Here is an 18,202-nt window from a genome sequence, read left to right on the forward strand (position 1 = left end):
GAGGCTGGGGGGATGACACGGTCACATATCACTGGTTTTCAAGCCCCTGGGTTCTTTCTGAACGGCGGTGGCTCCCATGCCTGAGAGACGTCCCGTTCCCGTGATCCGCGAGGCTCGTGAGGAGGACTGGCCGCGGATCTGGCCCATCGTTCACGACGTCGTCACCGCGCGGGACACCTTCGCCTACGACCCCGCGATGAGCGAGGACGACGCCAGGAAGCTCTGGCTCCTGCCGGCCCCGGCCAGGGTGGTCGTCGCGGTTGACGGCGACCTGGTGCTCGGCACCGCGAACATGTACGCCAACCGGCCCGGCCCCGGCGACCACATCGCCTCCGGCAGCCTGATGGTCGCGGGGGAGGCACGGGGCATGGGCGTCGGACGCGCCCTCGTCACGGACATGATCACCTGGGCGAGGCAGCGGGGGTTCGCGGCGATCCAGTTCAACGCCGTCGTGGACACCAACAAGAGCGCGATCCACCTCTACGAGACCCTGGGCTTCACCACCCTGGGCACGGCCCCCGGTGCCTTCCGCCACCCCACGGAAGGCCACGTCGGCCTCCGAATCATGTGGCTCCCCCTGTGAAGACCGAGCCTGTCGGAGCACCCCGGTTCCTAACCAGTGACCTCTTCGGTGTGAACGCTCATCCCCTTGAAGGGTTCGCAATCGCCGAAGAGGGGTTGAGGAGGGCCTTGATGTCGGTTTCGCGGTAGCGGCGTTGGTTGCTGGGGGCTCTGACCGAGGGGATCTTCCCGGTGAGGGCCCAGCGGTTGACGGTCTTGGGGCCGACGCCGAAGATGCGGGCGACCTCGCCGGGGGTGAGGAGTCGTTCGGTGGTGTCGGGTCCGGTGGAGAAGGCGCATTGGGGACGGTCATAACGTTACGCACACGACGAGTGACTCGACAGGGACAGGACCCCCACGGAATCAGCGAGTGCCACGATGCCGCGCGGCCGGTGAGGGCGGGCGAGCAACTCCCGGATGACGACCTTGCTCAGACCGCTCTGCCGCAACCACGCGGGAGCGATCCTGCGCAGAGTACGCAGCGTCTCCACCGAGTCGGAGTCCCGGTAGGTCTGCGCCTGGGCGTGCGCGACGTCAAGCAGGAACCACGACTTCCAGGAGTCGGGCACCTGAGCGGAAGCCGGGGTTTCGGCTGTGGATGGCAGCGCCCGTTGCGGTCCCACCCTGCTGAGCTGGTCAGACGCCGTTCCAGGAACCGGAGGTCCGAGGTTCTGTCCAGCGTGCCGATCGCTGTTTGGGGCTGGTGACGCGTTCTTACCGGTACCCACGATGGACCGTTCGCGAGACGGCTAGGCCTGGGCTGCCTCAGCCGGTGTGGCCCAAGGTTGATCTAGTACATGAACGTTATGTTGAAAACGGATCGTTTATTCGGCATGCTGTCATGCATGTCCGATGTCTTCACCCGGCCCGATTCCGGGGCGCAACGCGCCGAACGCGGCTACCACGCTCTGACCCACCTCGTCGAGCGGCATGCCGGCGATGCCGCGCGTCGAGCGCGGCAGATTCATCCCGACATGCCGGCCCCGCATGAGGTGGTTCGGCTCGTGGCGGGACTGGTCGGCGGTTCCATATGCCTGGAGGCGGGCGAGCCGGTCATCGATCACGACGACCTCGTCGCCGTGCTGACCCTTTTGCCGGGCATTCGAGCCGACCTCGAATCGACCGAGCTGTTTCTGCTCACGACCGCCAGAAAAAGGGGCATGACCTGGCAGGACATCGCCTTCAGTCTCGGCCTGAACACAGCCCAGGCCGCCCGGCAAAGGTACGAACGCTTGGCCGCTCGATCCGAGAGCGGGCCGCCTGCCGACAGCTGATCTACAGACTCCGCAGGCCGTTCCCTCACGCCCGGCGCAGCGGGCGGCGCCCGACGCGCCGCCATGTTCATCCCGTCATGGGGAGCAGGCCAAGTAATCCGGAAAGGGCTAATAGGGCTGGTCAAGCGGTGGAGGCGGAAGCCAGGTTTTCGGCTGTGGATATCCGTTCCCGGCGTGGGATCGGATTGCTTCCCGCAGCGGTATGGTTGCGCCGGCCTGGTCAAACGCCACCCCAGGAACCGGACAGAATATGCCCCGGTGACCGGCCCTCGTCACCCCCGGTCGGTCCCGGTGCCCTCCAGGACCGTGGAAAGCAGGGCGCGGAGTGCGGTGCGGACGGCTTCCAGGTCCACCGCTTCCGGGGTTATCCGCCACTGGGCGTGGATGCCGATGACGGTTCCCACCAGGACGACCGTGAAGGCCTCCGGGGTGGTGCCCGGCGGTAGGGCGTGGACCGGGATCCGGGCCCGTACGGCCTCCCTGAGGGCCGTGTGGAGCCGGGCGTAGTGGTCGCGGATCGGTGAGTCGGCCTCGACGGCCTCGGCGAGCAGGGTGATGAACAGGCGTGCGGCGGGCATGCGGATGAAGGTCATCACCTGCTCCAGCGGGTCGCCGCGCACCTCCCCCGGAACCGGGCCTCCTGAAGCCCGGCCGGAAGCCGAGGTTCCTGAGGCAGGGCCCGAAGCCAGGACGGGCGCCGGGGCCGGGCCGAAGGCGGTCAGCATGGCGTCGAGCCGGTCGTCGATCACCGCCTCAAGCAGGCCCAGCTTGTTGCCGAAGTGCCAGGGGATGGAGCCACGGCTGATACCGGCCCGGTCGGCGATGTCGATGAAGCTCGTCTGCCGGTAGCCCTTCTCGGCGAAGAGTTCGGACGCGGCCGTCACCAGCAGCCGGCGGCTCTCCTGCGTCATCTCGGTACGTCGCGTGGCCATGTGACCCATCAAACCAGGTATGCCCGATGACCTACCAAGTGTTGATCGATATATTCTGTGTCAGTCAACATAGAAAGAGGCATCCATGCGTTGGGTCACCTACGAAACGGACGACGGCGACCGCGTCGGAGTGGTCGACGACGACCGGATCCACCCGATCGGGCCGGGTGTCAGCCTGATCGACCTCATCGGCCAGGGTTCGGAGAAGCTGCGCGCGGCCGGGGAGGCGGCACTGGCCTCGGAGGCGCACACGGTCCTGCTGGCCGGGGTCAGACTGCGCGCGCCGATCCCGCGTCCGCCCTCGATGCGCGACTGCCTGTGCTTCCTGGACCACATGCGCAACTGCCGGCAGGCCATGGGGCAGCCACGCACGCTCAAGGACGCCTGGTACCAGATCCCGGCCTTCTACTTCGCCGCTCCCGCGACGGTCGTCGGGCCGTACGACGACGTGGCGATCTCCCCGGGCAGTTCCTGGTTCGACTTCGAGCTGGAGATCGCGGCGGTCATCGGCCCCGGCGGCCGGGACCTCACCCCTGAGCAGGCCGAGGAGCGCATCGTCGGCTACACCGTCTACAACGACTGGTCGGCGCGGGACCTGCAGACGCACGAGGCCGCGCTGGCGATCGGCCAGGCCAAGGGCAAGGACGGCGCGACCACGCTCGGCCCGTTCCTGGTCACGCCAGACGAGCTTGAGCCCTACTTCCGCGACGGCAGGCTCGCGTTGCGGGTCGAGGCGGCCGTCAACGGCCGGGTCATCGGCTCCGGCCGTACGGACTCGATGGACTGGAGCTTCGGCGAGGTCGTCTCCTACGCGTCGCGCGGTGTCGACCTGCTGCCCGGTGACGTGTTCGGTTCGGGTACGGTGCCGGGCTGCTGCCTCGTCGAGCACCTGTCCCTGGCGGACCCGGGCTCCTTCCCCGGCTGGCTGAAGGACGGCGACGTCGTCGAGCTGACCGTCGAGGGGCTGGGCCGTACCCGGCAGACGGTTCGCGCGTCGGCCAGGCCGTACGCGCTGGCGCCCCGGGACAACCCCGACCGGCTTCCGCCGCGTCCGCGCGTGAACAGGGCGTCGTCGCGGCTGCCCTACACGCGCGGTCTGCACGAGGTCGGCGCGGACGTGTGGGCCTGGCTGCTGCCCGACGGCGGGTACGGCCTGAGCAACGCCGGGCTGGTCGCGGGAGAGGGCGCCTCGATCCTGGTGGACACCCTGTTCGACCTGCCGTTGACGGCCGAGATGCTCCACGCGATGCGGCACGTCACCGCTCGGCACCCGCTCACCCACGCCGTCCTCACCCACTCCAACGGCGACCACACCCACGGCAACCAGTTGCTCGGCGAGGGCGTCGAGATCGTCGCCGCCACGGCCACCGGTGCGGAGATGCCGCACGAGATGCCCGCGGAGCTGCTGACCGCCACCCAGGTCATGGAGATCGGCCCCGCGACCCCCTACCTCCGTGAGCGGTTCGGGCCCTTCGACTTCGGCGGGATCCGTCTGCGGCTGCCCGACCGGACCTACGACGGGGAACTCACCCTGGACGTCGGAGGGCGTGAGGTACGTCTGACGAACCTCGGCCCCGCCCACACCGGAGCCGACACGGTCGTGCACGTGCCCGACGCCGGGGTGCTCTTCGCGGGGGACCTGCTGTTCGTCGGCTGCACCCCCATCGTGTGGAGCGGACCGATCGGCAACTGGATCGCCGCCTGCGACAGGATGGTCGCCACCGGCGCCCACACGATCGTCCCCGGCCACGGCCCGGTCACCGACCCCGACGGCGTTCGCGCGGTACGCGGCTATCTCACCCATGTGGTCGAGCAGGCCGACGCCGCCCACGCCCGGGGCGTCCCCTTCGCGGAGGCGGCCAAGGTCGTCGATCTCGGGGAGTACGCCACCTGGCTGGACGCCGAGCGGATCGTGGTCAACCTGCACCGCCGCTACCGCGAACTCGACCCCGGGACCACGCCCGAACTGAACCAGCTGACGCTGATGGCGATGATGGCCGACTGGGACGCGACACGGGGACTCTCGTGAGGCTCCCCGAAGCCGCGCACACCCGCCTGCCCTGGCGTGTCCACGAACTCACCGGGGACTTCACGGTCGAGGACGTGTGGTCGTTCCGCACTCCCGGCGCCGGGCCCGGCGACTTCCCCACGATGCTTGAGGCGATGCGGACCGCCGGGGGGCTCGCGAAGCTGCCCCGGCCCGCGCGGTTCCTGTTCGCCCTCCGCTGGAGGATCGGCGCGCTTCTCGGCTGGGACAGGCCGTCCTCTGGCGTCGGCGCGCGGGTCGGCTCGCTGCGCGACCGCCTGCCCGACGACCTCCGCGACGCCCCCCGTGGCGCCGACAGCGAGACCATGCCGCTCAAGGCGGTCTACGAACTCGACACGGAGTCGGCCAGGGAGCTGGCGAACAGGACCGTGCACACCGTGATGCACCTGGGCTGGGTCCGGGGGGCCGGCGGTGACCACGAACTGAGGATGGCCGTCCTCGTCAAGCCCAACGGCCTGTTCGGACGGCTCTACATGGCCGCCATCGCACCCTTCAGGTATCTCGTCGTCTACCCGGCGCTGACCCGGCGCTGGGAACGGGCCTGGCGTGACCACGCGGAAAGGACGCCCCGATGAACTTCAGGATGCTCCGCTGGGCGAGCGGGATCATGATCGCGCTGGGTGCGGGGCACCTGTCCGTGGTGGTGCTCACCGGCTGGGCGCGGATCTCCGACTGGGTACGGCAGGGCCTGTGGGCGGCCGTCCCGTTCCTCGGCACAGGCGGTGACACGGGTGAGCTGGTGGAGACCCTGCGGGACAAGACGGTCTTCTGGGCCGGTCCGGGAAGTTTCGCGGTTCCCCTGGTCCTCCTGGGCTGCCTGACGTGGCACCTCGCCGGGCGTGGGGTGACCGTACCCGCCGGAGTCGGCTGGGGTGTCGCGGTGTGGTGCGTGGTGGGCGGCGTCATCCTCGTGCCGTCCCCGTTCTTCCTCGGGGCCGTCGCCGGAGCGCTCATCGTCCTGGCGGCGCGGAGGGACGTGCCCGCGCCGCGCTGACTCGCGACCTCACCTGGGATGGAGCCGAGCCGGTCACCACGGGGGCGTCCGGCTCACGTTCCCGGCGGGGCGTCGTCCGTCGCGACGACGCCCCGTCCGGTTCACCAGGTTTTGCCGGCCTGCTCGCGGATCGTGTGGTTGATCCGGTTGAAGAAGTTGGTCAGCGCGATCTCCATGGTGATCGCGTTCAGTTGGTCGCCGGTGAAGTGGTCGGCGGCGCCGTCCCAGATCTCGTCGGTCACGCCGGGAGCGCCGTCCTGGATCCGGGTGGCGGCCTCGGCCAGCGCGAGCGCGGCCCGTTCCTCGTCGGTGAAGAAGGACGTCTCGCGCCACGCGACGACGTGGTGCAGCCGCTCGTCGGTCTCACCGGCCTTCTTCGCCGAGGTGACCGAGGCGAAGACACACGGGCTGCAGCCGTTGATCTGGCTGACGCGCAGGTGGACCAGCGACAGCAGACGGCCGTCGACACCTCCGGAGTGAATCACCTTGTACAGCTTCGCGATCCCCTCGACCAGCTCGGGGCTTGCCGTACCTTTCAGGCGTGCTTCCATGGTTCCTGCTCCCTTGTCGGTTACCTGAGCCCGTTCTGGCTCGTCATCACCCATGACGGAGCGGTTCTGCGGAAGGTAACAACATGCACGACACCGGCCAGGCCAGGCCCGCCGATCCGATGACCGAGGTATTCGAGTCGCAGCGCGACCGGCTGCGCGCGGTCGCCCATCGTGTGCTCGGATCGCACGCCGACGCCGAGGACGTGGTCCAGGAGGCGTGGCTGCGGCTGTCCCGCCAGGACGCGACGGCCACTGGCAACACCGCCGACATCGCCAACCTCGCGGGATGGCTGACCACGGTGGTCGCCCGGATCAGCCTCGACATCCTGCGAACGCGCCGGGCCCGCACCGAGGTGCTCCTGGACGACCGGCTGCCCGAGTTCGTGGTGACTCCCGACGACGGTCCCGCTCCCGAGGAGGACGCGGTGCTCGCCGACTCGGTCGGGCTCGCGCTCCTCGTCGTCCTCGAATCGCTCCGGCCGAGTGAGCGGCTGGCCTTCGTGCTGCACGACCTGTTCGCGGTGCCGTTCGACGAGATCGGCAAGATCCTCGGCAGGTCGACCGACGCCGCCAAGATGCTCGCCAGCCGGGCCCGCAGGAAGGTGCGGGCGACGGAGCGTCCGGCGGGTGCCGGACGGGAGCGGCGCGAGGTGGTCCAGGCCTTCCTGGCGGCCGCCCGCCGCGGGGACTTCGAGGAACTGCTGCGCCTGCTCGACCCCGAGGTGAAGCTGACCGTCGACACCCCCACCGGCGTGGTCGTCGTCCTCGGCGCGACCAAGGTCGCCGGGGGCGCGCGGCTGTCCTCGGGCGCGGGCGTCCTCGGCCGGGCGGTGCTCGTCAACGGCCTGCCCGGCTTCGTCTCCTGGCATCAGGACGGCACCCCGCTCTCCGTCCTGGCGTTCACCGTCACCGAGGGCCGGATCGCCGCCATCACGGCCTTCGTCGACCCGGCCAAGCTCGCGCGGATGGACCTGCCCGACCCGGCGTGAGTCGTCGGGCCCTGCTCAAAAGACGCGTGAAGTGCGAGGATCACTAGCAGAGTTACCTTTTACTGCACTTCCGGAGGATTGGTGCGTTCTCTCCCCCTGGCCTGCGCGGTGGCACTGGCCGCTGCCACGCTCGCCCCTGCCCTGCCCGTTCAGGCCGCCGCGACTCCGTCCCTTCAGATCACCCGCATCTGGTACAACTCGCCTGGGTCACCCGATTTTGGGGCGAACAGCAGCCTGAACGGCGAGTACATCCAGGTCAAGAACACGACCCGGCGAGCGGTCGGCCTCAAGGGCTGGACCATCCGCGACGAGACGCGTCGCTCCGACCACGTCTACACGTTCGGCGCCCTCACCCTCGGCGCGGGCAAGACGGTGACCCTGCGGACCGGTAAGGGGAAGGACACCTCGACCACCCGGTACTGGGGCAGGAGCGGGGGCACGCTCGCCTACATCTGGAACCAGACCAGGGACACCGGCTACCTGCGTGACCCCAAGGGGAAGCTGGTCGACTCCTGCTCCTACAACTCGTCCCGGGTCGAGTACGTCAACTGTGTCTAGGCGGGGTGAACCGCCGAGGAGCCCGCTCCGGAAGGAGCGGGCTCTTTCCATTTGAGGTGTCCTGCAACCTTTCGCGTGGTTGGTCGCGTTGGGAACCGGCGAGAGGAGATCACATTGGATCGTCACGACGGTTTCCGCGAGTTCGTGCTCGCCCGCCAGCAGGCGCTGACGAGGACCGCGTACCTGCTCACGGGCGACGCGCACCTCGCCGAGGACCTGCTGCAGAGCGTGCTGATCAAGGTCGCCAAACAGTGGCCCAAGCTGTCCGTCGACGGCAACCCCGAGGCGTACACGCGCAAGGCGCTGATGAACCAGTACATCTCGTGGCGGCGGCGGTTACAGCGGGAGTGGCCGAGCGCCTCTCCACCCGAGCGCGGCGCCTCCCATGACGAGGGGACGATCGACCGGATCATGCTGCGTCAGGCGATGACCAAGCTGACGCGCAAGCAGCGCGCCGTACTCGTGCTGCGTTTCTGGGAGGACCTCACCGAGACGCAGACGGCCGAGGCGCTGGGCTGTTCGGTCGGCAACGTCAAGAGCCAGACCCACCGCGCGCTGGCCCGCCTGCGCAAGCTCGCGCCCGAGTTGTCCGACCGGAGTTCCCTTTCCTTGCTGCAGGAGGTGGCGGTATGACGAGGCTGCGCAGAGCCCTGAACGGCCTCGCCGAGGAGGCGCCCTCGGCGGACCTGTCCGGCATGGTCGACCGGATCCTGACGGGGAACCGGCGCAGACGGCACACGACCACCGTGCTGGCCGCCTTCGCCACGGTCGCCACGGTCGTGGCCACGGGTACGGTGATGGCGGCCGTGACACGGTCCCGGTCCCCGGAGGCGGCCACGTCACTGCGGGCGGGGGCGATCGCCGACCTGCCCGGGGGCAACGTGGGGCCGCTCGAATACGCGTACGAGACGCCCTGCAAGGTGGACAAGCGGAAGGCCCTCGACTGCTCCTCCGTGGAGTGGCGGGTGGTCACCCGCGCGGGCACGACCTACCGGCTGCCGCAGGCGCTCGCCATGACCGCCAGGAACCACCGGGTGCCCGTCGCGATCAGCCGGGACGGGCGCATGCTCGCCTACTACAGCAAGCAGGCCCAGGCGCACGTGGTGCGCGATCTCGTGGGCGGTTCCGAGACGACGTCCCCCGCCACGGTGAAGGAGTCACAGATCGGTGCGGGCTCCATGCTCGTGCTCTCCGACGACGGCCGTCACGTGGTGTTCGACCCGCGTGAGGGGACCAAGAAGCCGGGGCTGCTGATCGACGTGCGCACCGGCACGACGGTGCGGGTGCCCGGCCAGTACGAGACGGTCAGTGTGCGCGGCGGCGTCGCCGAGCTCGTCCGGTACCTCAGGACCGACCTGCGGCTGATGCCCGTCACCGGTGGAGGCAGGATGGTGCACTTCGACGGCACGTTCATGGGCTTCAGCGAGGTCTCTCCCGACGGCCGTACGGTCGCCGCCTTCGAGAGACGCGACGCCAAGAAGTGGGTCCAGGAGCTGCGCACGCTCACCCTGCTCGATGTCGGCACCGGGCGCAGGGTGCGCAAGGTGCCCATCGACGGCCTCCCCGAGGGGCAACCCGTCACGGCCACCGGTCCCTGGCGGAGTGGGTCGGAACTCACGGTCGTCGTGCAGGACGCGAAGCGCACCTATGTCTACGGGGTCGACATCGGTACCGGGAAGGCCCGTCGGCTGACTGACTATCCGAACGTGCTGTACCTGACCCTGCCGGGGATCGCGAGCGAGTGATCCGCCGAGCGCGTAGGAAGGGCGTCGGACAAGGGGGCTCCGACGCCCTTCCCGCGTTCAGCTGGAGAGCTGGTCGTACCGGACGCGCATGCCGTCCACGAGGGTCTTGAGGGCGGGGGCGTTCGGCAGCCAGGAGTTGGCCAGAGACTGGGTGGCCTGGGTGACGAGCTGGTCGGCGAGGTTGGACATCGGCGTCGCCGCGTTCGTCACGTCCGCGGCCCACAGGTAGGCCGCGTTCCCCGCGGGCACGGGCGTCCCGGCCGCCAGGACGTGCACGGTGTGCTGCGCCTGACCCCAGCCGACCAGCTGGTGCAGGTCGGCCAGGACCTCCTCCATCACCGCGAGGTCGTAGGCGGTGACCAGGGGAAGCACCGGCATGGCGCTGACCGGGGTGGTGGAGCGGCCTCCCGGCCCGTGGTGCAGGGTCATCGAGATCTGCTGCGACTCCAGCATGAGCTGCCGGAGCAGCAACTCGGTCGGCGCCTCACCCAGCCAGATGTAGGAGTTCTGGTACTTCTGGACGAACGCCATGTTCTGCCACACCCACAGCGACCGGGCCCAGCCCTTGGTGAGACGCTCCTGGGCCTCCGTCAGCGCCTGACTCACCTTGGTCTCCTGCGGGACCGTCAGGGCCGGACCGGCGGCCGGGGAGAGTACGGCGAGCGGCGCGGGCGCGGGCAGGACGAGGTTCGTGTGGCGCCTGGCCACCTCGGCGTAGTGGTCGGCGTTGGTCTTCATTTTCGGCCAGGCGATCGCGGCGAAGCCCGCCGCGCCGAAGTAGATGTGGTCCACGATGCTCTTGCTGGCGATGTGGAAGGACTCGTGCAACAGAGTGCGGACCCGATGGTCGGTACGGGCGTCCGCGAACGTCATGGGGACGGTCAGCGACTTGGGCGAGGACACGGCCCCGGCACCCTGGATGGCCAGGTCACCACGGCTGTCCAGCAGGATCATCCGGTTGTCGTAGAGGCGCCTCAACCCGGTCGCGGCGTCGGTGAACGTCTGCTTGATCTCCGGCAGCCTGGCACCGTTCGGCAGGTTGAAGACGGCGGTGATGTGCGCGTCGGCGTTGCCCGCCGCGATCTGGGTGAAGGCGGTGGTCGCCTCGTCCACCATGGTCTTCAGCACCGTCTGACCGGCGTCGCCAGGAGGCTGGTTCTGCCGGTCTCCCGCCTGCGCGACGTACGGCGTCTTGTCGGCGAGGACCGCGATCAGCTTTTCCAGGGTGACGTTGGCCGCCGCGTTCGTGTAGTCCAGCGGGGCGGCGGTCCTGGCGTAGTTGTCCACCCCGGTACTGCCCAGCGCGACCCGCAACGCGCCCAGGTCACCGGGCAGGACCCTGTCGTAGGCGCGCCGTACCAGCCGGTGCAGCGTCGCACGGAGCGGAGGCTGGGGGAGTTGGGGGTGGGTGAACGGTTCCTGCTGGGTCACACCGCTTAACGGCAGCATGAATTCCCTTCCACATCCGCTTTTTCCCTCGCGACGGATGTCGCGTATGTCAGATATGACACCCGCCACAGAAAATGCGTTTACCGCTCAGGCGGGCCGGTCCGAAAAGCCGGTGCCGTACGGCGCGCCCTCCGCGCAGTGAAGCCGCCGTGGAGCCGCCGTGGAGTCGCAGCGCACTTCCGGGGACCCTTTCGACGCCCGGCCGGTCAGGGGTTCTCCTTCTCCGGGGAGCGGGTTCCTTTTCGGGTACGGCGGGCGGCTCGGTGTGGGTGGGAGCCTGGACCATGACGCGCAGGTGGCCCGCGGCGGTCTCCTGGGAGCGGACGAACATCCCGCCTTTGGTGAAATCGGCCGTCCAGCGCCGGAGGGCCCGTACCGATGATCACGAGGCCGGATCGACGGCGAGGCGGTTCAGTTGCAGGTCGAGTGTCGCGACGGCCGTGTCGCGGTCGATCTCACCCAGCATGAGCGCGTCGGCGAGTGAGCCCGCCGCGCCGAGCAGGATGCGCGCCTCCGCCTCGGCGGCGACGGCCGGACCGTACGCTCCGGCGACGAGCCGCGTGACGGCGGCCGTCGCGGCGGACAACCCCTCCCGGTAGAGCCGGTGAAGCTGGGGGTTCGCGGCGGTCGAGGCGAGGAACGCGTGACCCGTCAGGATCTGTTCGGCGCCGAGGTCCACAAGCGCCAGAAGGACCTGACGCAGCGCCGTACGCGGCGGATCACCCGGTCGTACGGCTGCCGCGAAGGCGCTCTCGATGTCGTGCCGCCGCATGGTCGCGGCCAGCCGCAACAGCTCTTCCTTGGCGGGGAAGTAGTGCTGGACCAGGCCCTTGGAGATCGAGGCCTCCACCGCGACGCGCCCGACGGTCACCGCCTCCGGGCCCTCGCGCACGCACAGCCGAAGCGCAGCCCTGGCGATCTCCTCACGCCGCGCGTCGTGGTCCACGCGCTTCGGCATCTTCACCTCCGTGGAGCGTTTACAGTACGATCGTATCGTAAACGAGGGGGTTGCCATGGACACCATCGCGCCGAACGTCGGGGCGGCATTCAAGGCGGGCGGGCTCGGTCACTTCCACGACGCCGCCGCCTACGCCAGATATCGGCAGGCCTACGACCGTGCGCTGGCGACCCTGCCCACTCCGAGCGCGACGCTGGACGTGCCGACCGACTTCGGCACCGTCCGCGCCTACCGGTTCGGGCCCGCCGACGGGGTGCCGCTGTTGCTGCTGCCCGGCCGTACGGCGGCCGCGCCCATGTGGGAGGCCAACCTGGCGGGTCTGGCGAGGAACCGCCCGGTGTACGCGGTGGACCTCATGGGAGAGCCGGGCCTGTCCGTGCAGACCCGGCCGCTGACCTCCTCGGAGGACCAGGCGGCCTGGCTCGCCTCCCTGGTCGACGGCCTGCCGGAGCCGGAGCTCCACGTGCTGGGGCTGTCGATCGGCGGCTGGTCCGCGCTCAACCTCGTCGTCCGCCGGCCGGCCGGGATCCGCTCACTCGTCCTGCTCGAACCGGCCGTCACCTTCGGTGGCATCACCTGGAAGGTCGTCGTCGTCTCCCTGGGGTCGGTGCTCCCCATGCCCGGCGCGGTACGGCGACGCCTGCTGAGCTGGATCTCCGGCGGCGCCGACGCCTCGGAGGACGAGCCCGTCGCCGAGTTGATCGCCTCCGGTATGCGTGACTTCACCGCCGCCCTCCCCCGGCCCGACTACCCCACCGACGAGCAGATCTCCGGGATCGACCTGCCCACCCTGGTGGTGATCGGCGGCCGGAGCATCATCCACAATCCGGAGAAGGCCGTGGCACGGGCACGCCGTCTTCTGCGGCGCGGCACCGTCGAACTCTGGCCGGAGGCGTCGCACGCCGTCAACGGCGAGTTCCCCGAGCGCGTCGAGAGCACGGTCAACGCCTTCCTGGCCGAGGTCGAGCGCCGTCCTTGAGCTCAGTCCTCCGGAGCCGTTCGTGGGGTGGTGAAACGCTCCCGGTAGTCCGTCGGGGTGACGCCGAAGCGCTGTCTGAAGACCCGGTGGAGTGTCTCGACGGAGCCGAGGCCGACCGTGTTCGCGATGGTCCGCAGGCCGCCGCCGGTGTGGAGCAGGTGCCGTGCCGCGGCCTCCACCCTGATCGTCTCGACGTAGTCGGCGGGTGTGACCCCGACCTGGCGGCGGAAGAGCCGTGAGAAGTGGCGGACGCTGAGGCCGGCCCGGCGCGCGAGCGCCTCGTTGGAGAGGTCCTCGGTGAGGTGGTCCGGTATCCACGCCTGCAGACGCGCGATCCCGGCGTCCGAGGCGGAGGGGTGCGCGAGGAGTTCGCTGAACTGGCTCTGCCCGCCGGGCCGTCGCATGTACATGACGAGCCACCGGGCGACCCGGCGGGCCAGTTCGGCGTCGTGGTCCTCGGCGACCAGGGCGAGGGCGAGGTCCATGCCCGCGGTCACCCCGGCCGACGTCCAGATGTGCCCGTCCCGCACGAAGATCGAGTCGGGGGCGACGGTCACCTCGGGGTGGTCGGTGGCGAGCCGTTCCGCCGCCGCCCAGTGCGTCGTCGCCCTCCGTCCGTCGAGCAGCCCGGCCGCCGCGAGAATGTGGGCCCCGACGCAGACCGACGTGATCCTCCGTACGTCGTGGTCGGCGAGGGCGGTGAGCCATTCGATGAGCGGTTCGGCCCGCAGGACCCTGGGCCCGGTCGTGTCCAGCACCAGGCCACCGGGCACGATCAACGTCCCGATTTCGCGGCGCAGTTCCGTCCAGGAGACGTCGGCGGCGATCGAGGCGCCTCCCGCGCAGCGGACGAGGCCCGCCTCAGGCCCGGCGACCACGATCTCGTAGCCGGGTGCGCCCTCGCCGAGAAGGCGGTCGGCGGTGGAGAACACCTCAAGCGGTCCGGCGACGTCGAGCAGTTCGACACCGTCGTACACGGTGATCACGACGAGATGCGAAGTCACGGTGCCCACTCTGCCGTACGGATGGCGATGGCCGGATATGACATGTACATGTCCTTGCGGACATCGGTTTCGCCGATCGACGATGGTGATCGTCCATCCACCGGTGACGTACGGAGCACCCGATGATTCCCTCGATTCCCGACTCGCCCATCGCCAGGGCGGCGGTCGCCCTCGCCGCCGAGGCCGAACCCGTGGACCTGCTCAACCACAGCTACCGCACCTACCTCTTCGGCCGGTACCTGGTCGCCGAACCCGAGATCGACGAGGAGGCGGCCTTCGTGGCGGCCATGCTCCACGACCTCGGCCTGGCCCCGGACCACCGGGGCGAGGCGGAGTTCGCACGTGTCGGGGCCGACCACGCGTGCCGCTTCCTCGAAGGGCGTGGCTGGGACCTGGACCGGATCCACCTGGTCGAGGAGGCGATCCTGCGGCACGCCAACATCCACGCCGAGGAGGTGCCCGAGTACCGCGTGATCCAGGCGGGAGCCGCCCTGGACGTCGGCGGGCTCGGCTACGAACACGTCAAGAAGGATGATCTCTCCGGCGTCCTGAAGGCCTATCCGCGCCTCGGCTTCGCGTCGCACATGCGCGACCGCTTCCTCGGCGAGATCCAACGGCACCCGGAGGGTTCTTTCGCCGAACTGGAGCGGGCCCTCGGGGCGACCGACCTGATGGGCGCCAATCCGATCGACCGGCTGGAGGAGTAGTCCCCCTCAGGGGCTTTCGAGGACGGTGCCTATCAGGGCGGTGCCGCGGTCCGTGCGGCCGCCGGGGCCGGGGTGGTAGCCGACCTGGTCGGCGGTCAGCTCACCGCCGCACGACCGGCAGGTCACGGTGGCCCGGGTGTCGTCGCCGCAGGTGTGGTGCCGGACGATCAGCGGCGGGCCCGCGTCGTCGGCCTCCCAGCGGTCGCCCCACGCGGTCAGCGCGAGCAGGACGGGCACCAGGTCCCGGCCCTTGTCCGTCAGGTGGTAGCCGTACCGGTCGGGCCGTTCGGCGTAGCGCTCACGCCGGAGCAGACCGCCCTCCACCAGTCGTTCGAGACGCTGGCTCAGCACGTTGGTCGCGGCGCCCAGGTCGCGCTGGAGCTCGTCGAACCTGTGCAGGCCGAGCGTCACGTCACGCATGATCAACAGCGCCCAGGGGTCGCCCACGATCGCCGCGGAACGGGCGATCGAACATGCGATGCCAGTGAAGTCCGTTCTGGTCATATTTGAGTCCCTTGCTTAAAGCAAGTCAGCAGGATAATTTGCGCTTCATGTATCACGCTATTGTGCGGTCGGTGGTCAGGAGAACCTGGCGCAAGGTGGGCGCGGGCGACTACGAGGCGGCGGTCGCGATGGCCGCTCCCGACGTGCGATTCCGGTTCGTGGGGGACACGGCGCTGGGCGCGGATGTGCGGGGCCGGGACGCGTTCCGGGCGTGGTTCGCCCGCTTCGAGGAGCGTCTGCCCGGTGTCCGGCTGAGGCTCGTCGACGTCGTGGCCAACGGCTGGCCGTGGAACACCAGGGTCGCGGTGTGCCTCCAGGTTGTCGGCACCCTGCGGGACGGGACGCCGTACCGCAACCTCGCCATGCAGTGGGTCACCCTCCGCTGGGGCCGCATGGTCGACGACGTCGTCGTCGAGGACACCCTCAAGCTCGACGCGGCCCTGCGCGGCTCCGAGGCATGACTTCCCGGCGCGGGGGCACGGGAAGGCAGGGAGAGGGAAACGCGACGCGGGGACGGTGCTTGGGCGCCGCCCCCGCGTCCGCGGTACGAGATCAGATCAGCGAGTGGACCTGCAGGGTCTCGGTACGGCCGGGGCCGACACCGATGGCCGAGATGCGGGCGCCGCTCATGCTCTCCAGGGTCTTAACGTACGCCTGGGCGTTGGCGGGCAGGTCCTCGAAGGTCTTGGCGCCGGAGATGTCCTCCTGCCAGCCGGGGAACTCCTCGTAGATCGGCTTGGCGTGGTGGAAGTCGGTCTGGGTCATCGGGATCTCGTCGTAGCGGACCCCGTCCACCTCGTAGGCGACGCACACCGGGATGCGCTCAAGGCCGGACAGGACGTCCAGCTTGGTGAGGAAGAAGTCGGTGACGCCGTTGATCCGGCTGGCGTAGCGGGCGATGACGGCGTCGAACCAGCCACAGCGGCGGTTGCGGCCGGTGGTCACGCCGTACTCGCCGCCGGTCGTGCGCAGCCAGTCGCCCATCTCGTCGTCGAGCTCGGTCGGGAACGGACCGGAGCCGACACGGGTCGTGTAGGCCTTGAGGATGCCGATCACGCGGGTCAGGCGGGTCGGCGGGATGCCGGAACCGGAGCAGGCGCCGCCGCTGGTCGGGGAGGAGGAGGTGACGAAGGGGTAGGTGCCGTGGTCGATGTCGAGCAGGTTGCCCTGACCGCCTTCGAGCAGCACGACCTTGTTCTCGTCGAGGGCCCTGTTCAGGATCAGGGAGGTGTCGGCGATGTGCGGCTTGAGACGCTCGGCGTAGCCGAGGTACTCGTCGAGGACCTGGTTCGCGTCGATGGACCTACGGTTGTAGATCTTGGTGAGGATCTGGTTCTTCTCACCCAGGGCGATCTCGATCTTCTTCTGCAGGATGCCCGGGTCGAGCAGGTCCTGGACCCGGATGCCCATGCGGTAGATCTTGTCGCCGTACGCGGGACCGATGCCGCGGCCGGTCGTGCCGATCTTGGCCTTGCCGAGGTAGCGCTCGGAGACCTTGTCGAGGGCCTTGTGGTGCGGCATGATCAAATGCGCGTTCGCGGAGATGAGCAGACGCTCCGAGGAGACGCCACGGGCCTGGAGGCCGTCGATCTCACTCAGCAGCACACCCGGGTCGATGACGACACCGTTGCCGATCACCGGGATGACGTTGGGGGAGAGCACTCCCGTCGGCAGCAGATGCAGCGCGTACTTCTGGTCGCCGATGACGACCGTGTGTCCCGCGTTGTTGCCACCCTGGTATCTGACGACGTAGTCGACCTGGTCACCGAGCAGGTCGGTCGCCTTCCCCTTGCCCTCATCGCCCCACTGGGCACCCACGAGAACGACAGCCGGCATCGTTAGTCTCCAACCGCAAAAACCAAAGCCCCTGACGCAATCGCGACAGGGGCTCTTGCGAGGTGAGAATACCTGACCTGGTGGGAAATGGGGATTGTCCGTTTCCTGGCGGGTCAGCGTCCGTTCAGTTCCTCGGCGGCCGCGGCGCTCGAATCCCTCAGGAACTGCTGGCAACGCTCCGCCTCGTCCTTCTCGCCGATGGCCTGGGCCGCGCGGCCCAGAGCGTGCAGGCAGCGCAGGAAACCGCGGTTGGGCTCGTGTTCCCAGGGGATGGGACCGTGGCCCTTCCAGCCCGCCCTGCGGAGCTGGTCGAGACCGCGGTGATAGCCGGTCCTGGCGAAGGCGTAGGAGGTCACCGCGTGTCCGGCGGCGAACGCCTCGTCGGCGAGCGCCCCCCAGGCGGCGGGGTAGGCGGGGAAGCGCGCGGCGACGTCTGAGGCCTGGGCGCCGGACTCCAGCGCCTGCCTGGCCTCGGGCAGGTCGGGCAGCCTGGTGGGCGGCGGACCGGCGAGAAGGTTCTCGGATTCCATAGGGACAGTCCTACCCGCTGGGACGGGGTCAGGCCAAGATCGGCCGCCTGAGACGTGCCTTACTTCTGCGGGACTCAGCGGCGGTAGCCCGGGTGGACGCCGGGGGTGAGGCCCTGCTGTACGGCGACGGCCTCCAGGAGGGCGGTGAGCTGCTCACGTTGGGCCTCGTCGAGGGCGGCGCAGATGTCGTTCTCGTGCGCGGCGCCCACCTCGCGCATCCCGGCCATCACGCGGGAGCCCTCCTCGGTGAGGTGCAGGGCGTAGTTGCGGCGGTCCTGGGGGTTGCGCCGCCGTTCGACGAGCCCCTTGCGCTCCAGGCCGTCGACCAGCGTGACGACCCGGCTGGGCACGACCCCCAGCTCCCCGGCGAGGGACTGCTGGCTGCGTCCGGGGCGCATGGCGATCATGCGCAGCAGGCCGACGTCCGAGGGGGCGACGCCCAGGACGCCGACCCGCTCGGCGAAGCGCGCCGCCGCGTGCGCGCCCACCTGCGCGAGCAGGAACGCGGTGCCCCTGGGCTTCGACCGTGGCGCCGTCCCGCTGTCGTGCTCCTCTGTGGTCATGGAGCGATGGTAGTCGTAGTG

General features: G+C 69.6%; 22 protein-coding genes and 1 pseudogene. 12 read left to right on the forward strand and 11 right to left on the reverse strand.

The genetic code is table 11. From position 1 onward, the window contains the following. The first annotated feature begins 76 nt into the window (after nt 1-76). On the forward strand, nt 77-583 hold the full coding sequence (locus tag ACFYY8_RS14125) for a GNAT family N-acetyltransferase (protein ID WP_390040631.1): 507 nt from the start codon (nt 77-79) through the stop codon (nt 581-583). A gap of 58 nt (nt 584-641) precedes the next feature. Here the strand turns inward: ACFYY8_RS14125 and ACFYY8_RS14130 are convergent. Then, nucleotides 642-812, reverse strand: a pseudogene (locus ACFYY8_RS14130) (helix-turn-helix domain-containing protein); the annotation flags it as partial. Nucleotides 813-878: 66 nt separating this feature from the next. Next, nucleotides 879-1,130 (reverse strand): hypothetical protein, encoded by a 252-nt coding sequence (locus tag ACFYY8_RS14135; RefSeq protein WP_390040633.1) that lies wholly within the window; start codon nt 1,128-1,130, stop codon nt 879-881. Nucleotides 1,131-1,406: 276 nt separating this feature from the next. On the opposite strand from ACFYY8_RS14135, the gene ACFYY8_RS14140 reads away from it, so the two are divergent. Next, nucleotides 1,407-1,835 carry a DNA-binding protein gene (locus ACFYY8_RS14140; RefSeq protein WP_390040635.1) on the forward strand — a complete coding sequence of 143 codons (429 nt, stop codon included), beginning with the start codon at nt 1,407-1,409 and terminating at the stop codon, nt 1,833-1,835. Between the two features lie 272 nt (nt 1,836-2,107). On the opposite strand, the gene ACFYY8_RS14145 is transcribed toward ACFYY8_RS14140, so the two are convergent. After that, complete coding sequence (locus ACFYY8_RS14145; protein ID WP_390040637.1) at nt 2,108-2,767, reverse strand: TetR/AcrR family transcriptional regulator; 660 nt, start codon at nt 2,765-2,767, stop codon at nt 2,108-2,110. A gap of 85 nt (nt 2,768-2,852) precedes the next feature. Here ACFYY8_RS14145 and ACFYY8_RS14150 point away from each other — a divergent pair, with 85 nt between their 5' ends. The 3 genes from ACFYY8_RS14150 to ACFYY8_RS14160 are packed head-to-tail and all read left to right on the forward strand — an operon-like array spanning nt 2,853 to nt 5,808. Beyond that, nucleotides 2,853-4,796: a fumarylacetoacetate hydrolase family protein gene (locus tag ACFYY8_RS14150; protein ID WP_390040639.1), complete on the forward strand. Its 1,944-nt coding sequence runs from the start codon at nt 2,853-2,855 to the stop codon at nt 4,794-4,796. Beyond that, nucleotides 4,793-5,389 carry a DUF2867 domain-containing protein gene (locus tag ACFYY8_RS14155; protein WP_390040641.1) on the forward strand — a complete coding sequence of 199 codons (597 nt, stop codon included), beginning with the start codon at nt 4,793-4,795 and terminating at the stop codon, nt 5,387-5,389. The genes ACFYY8_RS14150 and ACFYY8_RS14155 overlap by 4 nt, the downstream gene beginning before the upstream one ends. Next, complete coding sequence (locus tag ACFYY8_RS14160; protein WP_390040643.1) at nt 5,386-5,808, forward strand: DUF6463 family protein; 423 nt, start codon at nt 5,386-5,388, stop codon at nt 5,806-5,808. The genes ACFYY8_RS14155 and ACFYY8_RS14160 overlap by 4 nt, the downstream gene beginning before the upstream one ends. A 101-nt stretch (nt 5,809-5,909) precedes the next feature. On the opposite strand, the gene ACFYY8_RS14165 is transcribed toward ACFYY8_RS14160, so the two are convergent. Beyond that, a complete protein-coding gene (locus tag ACFYY8_RS14165) occupies nt 5,910-6,359 on the reverse strand; it encodes a carboxymuconolactone decarboxylase family protein (RefSeq protein ID WP_390040645.1) in 450 nt (149 codons plus the stop codon). 83 nt (nt 6,360-6,442) lie between these two features. On the opposite strand from ACFYY8_RS14165, the gene ACFYY8_RS14170 reads away from it, so the two are divergent. The 4 genes from ACFYY8_RS14170 to ACFYY8_RS14185 all read left to right on the forward strand — a co-directional run bounded on the left by ACFYY8_RS14170 (nt 6,443) and on the right by ACFYY8_RS14185 (nt 9,651). Beyond that, a complete protein-coding gene (locus ACFYY8_RS14170) occupies nt 6,443-7,348 on the forward strand; it encodes a sigma-70 family RNA polymerase sigma factor (RefSeq protein ID WP_390040647.1) in 906 nt (301 codons plus the stop codon). A gap of 81 nt (nt 7,349-7,429) precedes the next feature. Further along, the gene (locus tag ACFYY8_RS14175) at nt 7,430-7,906 is read left to right on the forward strand and encodes a lamin tail domain-containing protein (protein ID WP_390040649.1); all 477 of its coding nucleotides are present in this window, start codon (nt 7,430-7,432) and stop codon (nt 7,904-7,906) included. Between the two features lie 114 nt (nt 7,907-8,020). Further along, nucleotides 8,021-8,539, forward strand: a complete 519-nt coding sequence (locus ACFYY8_RS14180; RefSeq protein ID WP_390040651.1) for a SigE family RNA polymerase sigma factor — start codon at nt 8,021-8,023, stop codon at nt 8,537-8,539. Further along, a complete protein-coding gene (locus ACFYY8_RS14185; RefSeq protein WP_390040653.1) occupies nt 8,536-9,651 on the forward strand; it encodes a hypothetical protein in 1,116 nt (371 codons plus the stop codon). The genes ACFYY8_RS14180 and ACFYY8_RS14185 overlap by 4 nt, the downstream gene beginning before the upstream one ends. 57 nt (nt 9,652-9,708) lie before the next feature. Here ACFYY8_RS14185 and ACFYY8_RS14190 read toward each other — a convergent pair whose 3' ends face one another. Both ACFYY8_RS14190 and ACFYY8_RS14195 read right to left on the reverse strand, forming a co-directional pair. After that, the gene (locus tag ACFYY8_RS14190) at nt 9,709-11,100 is read right to left on the reverse strand and encodes a hypothetical protein (RefSeq protein WP_390040655.1); all 1,392 of its coding nucleotides are present in this window, start codon (nt 11,098-11,100) and stop codon (nt 9,709-9,711) included. A 382-nt stretch (nt 11,101-11,482) separates the two neighbouring features. Further along, a complete protein-coding gene (locus tag ACFYY8_RS14195) occupies nt 11,483-12,058 on the reverse strand; it encodes a TetR/AcrR family transcriptional regulator (protein ID WP_390040657.1) in 576 nt (191 codons plus the stop codon). Between the two features lie 55 nt (nt 12,059-12,113). Between ACFYY8_RS14195 and ACFYY8_RS14200 the strand changes: the two genes are divergently transcribed. After that, on the forward strand, nt 12,114-13,037 hold the full coding sequence (locus ACFYY8_RS14200) for an alpha/beta fold hydrolase (protein ID WP_390040659.1): 924 nt from the start codon (nt 12,114-12,116) through the stop codon (nt 13,035-13,037). A gap of 2 nt (nt 13,038-13,039) precedes the next feature. On the opposite strand, the gene ACFYY8_RS14205 is transcribed toward ACFYY8_RS14200, so the two are convergent. After that, nucleotides 13,040-14,041, reverse strand: a complete 1,002-nt coding sequence (locus ACFYY8_RS14205) for a GlxA family transcriptional regulator (protein WP_390040661.1) — start codon at nt 14,039-14,041, stop codon at nt 13,040-13,042. A 122-nt stretch (nt 14,042-14,163) separates the two neighbouring features. On the opposite strand from ACFYY8_RS14205, the gene ACFYY8_RS14210 reads away from it, so the two are divergent. Next, complete coding sequence (locus ACFYY8_RS14210) at nt 14,164-14,748, forward strand: HD domain-containing protein (RefSeq protein ID WP_390040663.1); 585 nt, start codon at nt 14,164-14,166, stop codon at nt 14,746-14,748. A 6-nt stretch (nt 14,749-14,754) separates the two neighbouring features. On the opposite strand, the gene ACFYY8_RS14215 is transcribed toward ACFYY8_RS14210, so the two are convergent. Next, a complete protein-coding gene (locus tag ACFYY8_RS14215; RefSeq protein WP_390040665.1) occupies nt 14,755-15,252 on the reverse strand; it encodes a winged helix-turn-helix transcriptional regulator in 498 nt (165 codons plus the stop codon). Between the two features lie 71 nt (nt 15,253-15,323). Between ACFYY8_RS14215 and ACFYY8_RS14220 the strand changes: the two genes are divergently transcribed. Then, on the forward strand, nt 15,324-15,713 hold the full coding sequence (locus ACFYY8_RS14220; protein WP_390040667.1) for a nuclear transport factor 2 family protein: 390 nt from the start codon (nt 15,324-15,326) through the stop codon (nt 15,711-15,713). A gap of 91 nt (nt 15,714-15,804) precedes the next feature. Here the strand turns inward: ACFYY8_RS14220 and ACFYY8_RS14225 are convergent, their stop codons facing one another. From ACFYY8_RS14225 to ACFYY8_RS14235, 3 genes are all read right to left on the reverse strand, one after another. After that, on the reverse strand, nt 15,805-17,088 hold the full coding sequence (locus ACFYY8_RS14225; RefSeq protein ID WP_390040669.1) for an adenylosuccinate synthase: 1,284 nt from the start codon (nt 17,086-17,088) through the stop codon (nt 15,805-15,807). Nucleotides 17,089-17,201: 113 nt separating this feature from the next. Beyond that, nucleotides 17,202-17,618 (reverse strand): DUF3151 domain-containing protein, encoded by a 417-nt coding sequence (locus tag ACFYY8_RS14230; RefSeq protein ID WP_390040671.1) that lies wholly within the window; start codon nt 17,616-17,618, stop codon nt 17,202-17,204. A 74-nt stretch (nt 17,619-17,692) separates the two neighbouring features. Continuing rightward, a complete protein-coding gene (locus ACFYY8_RS14235; protein WP_390040673.1) occupies nt 17,693-18,181 on the reverse strand; it encodes a MarR family winged helix-turn-helix transcriptional regulator in 489 nt (162 codons plus the stop codon). Between the last annotated feature and the right edge of the window lie 21 nt (nt 18,182-18,202).

The sequence above is a fragment of the Streptosporangium sp. NPDC001559 genome, from assembly GCF_042893955.1.
GTDB lineage: Bacteria > Actinomycetota > Actinomycetes > Streptosporangiales > Streptosporangiaceae > Streptosporangium.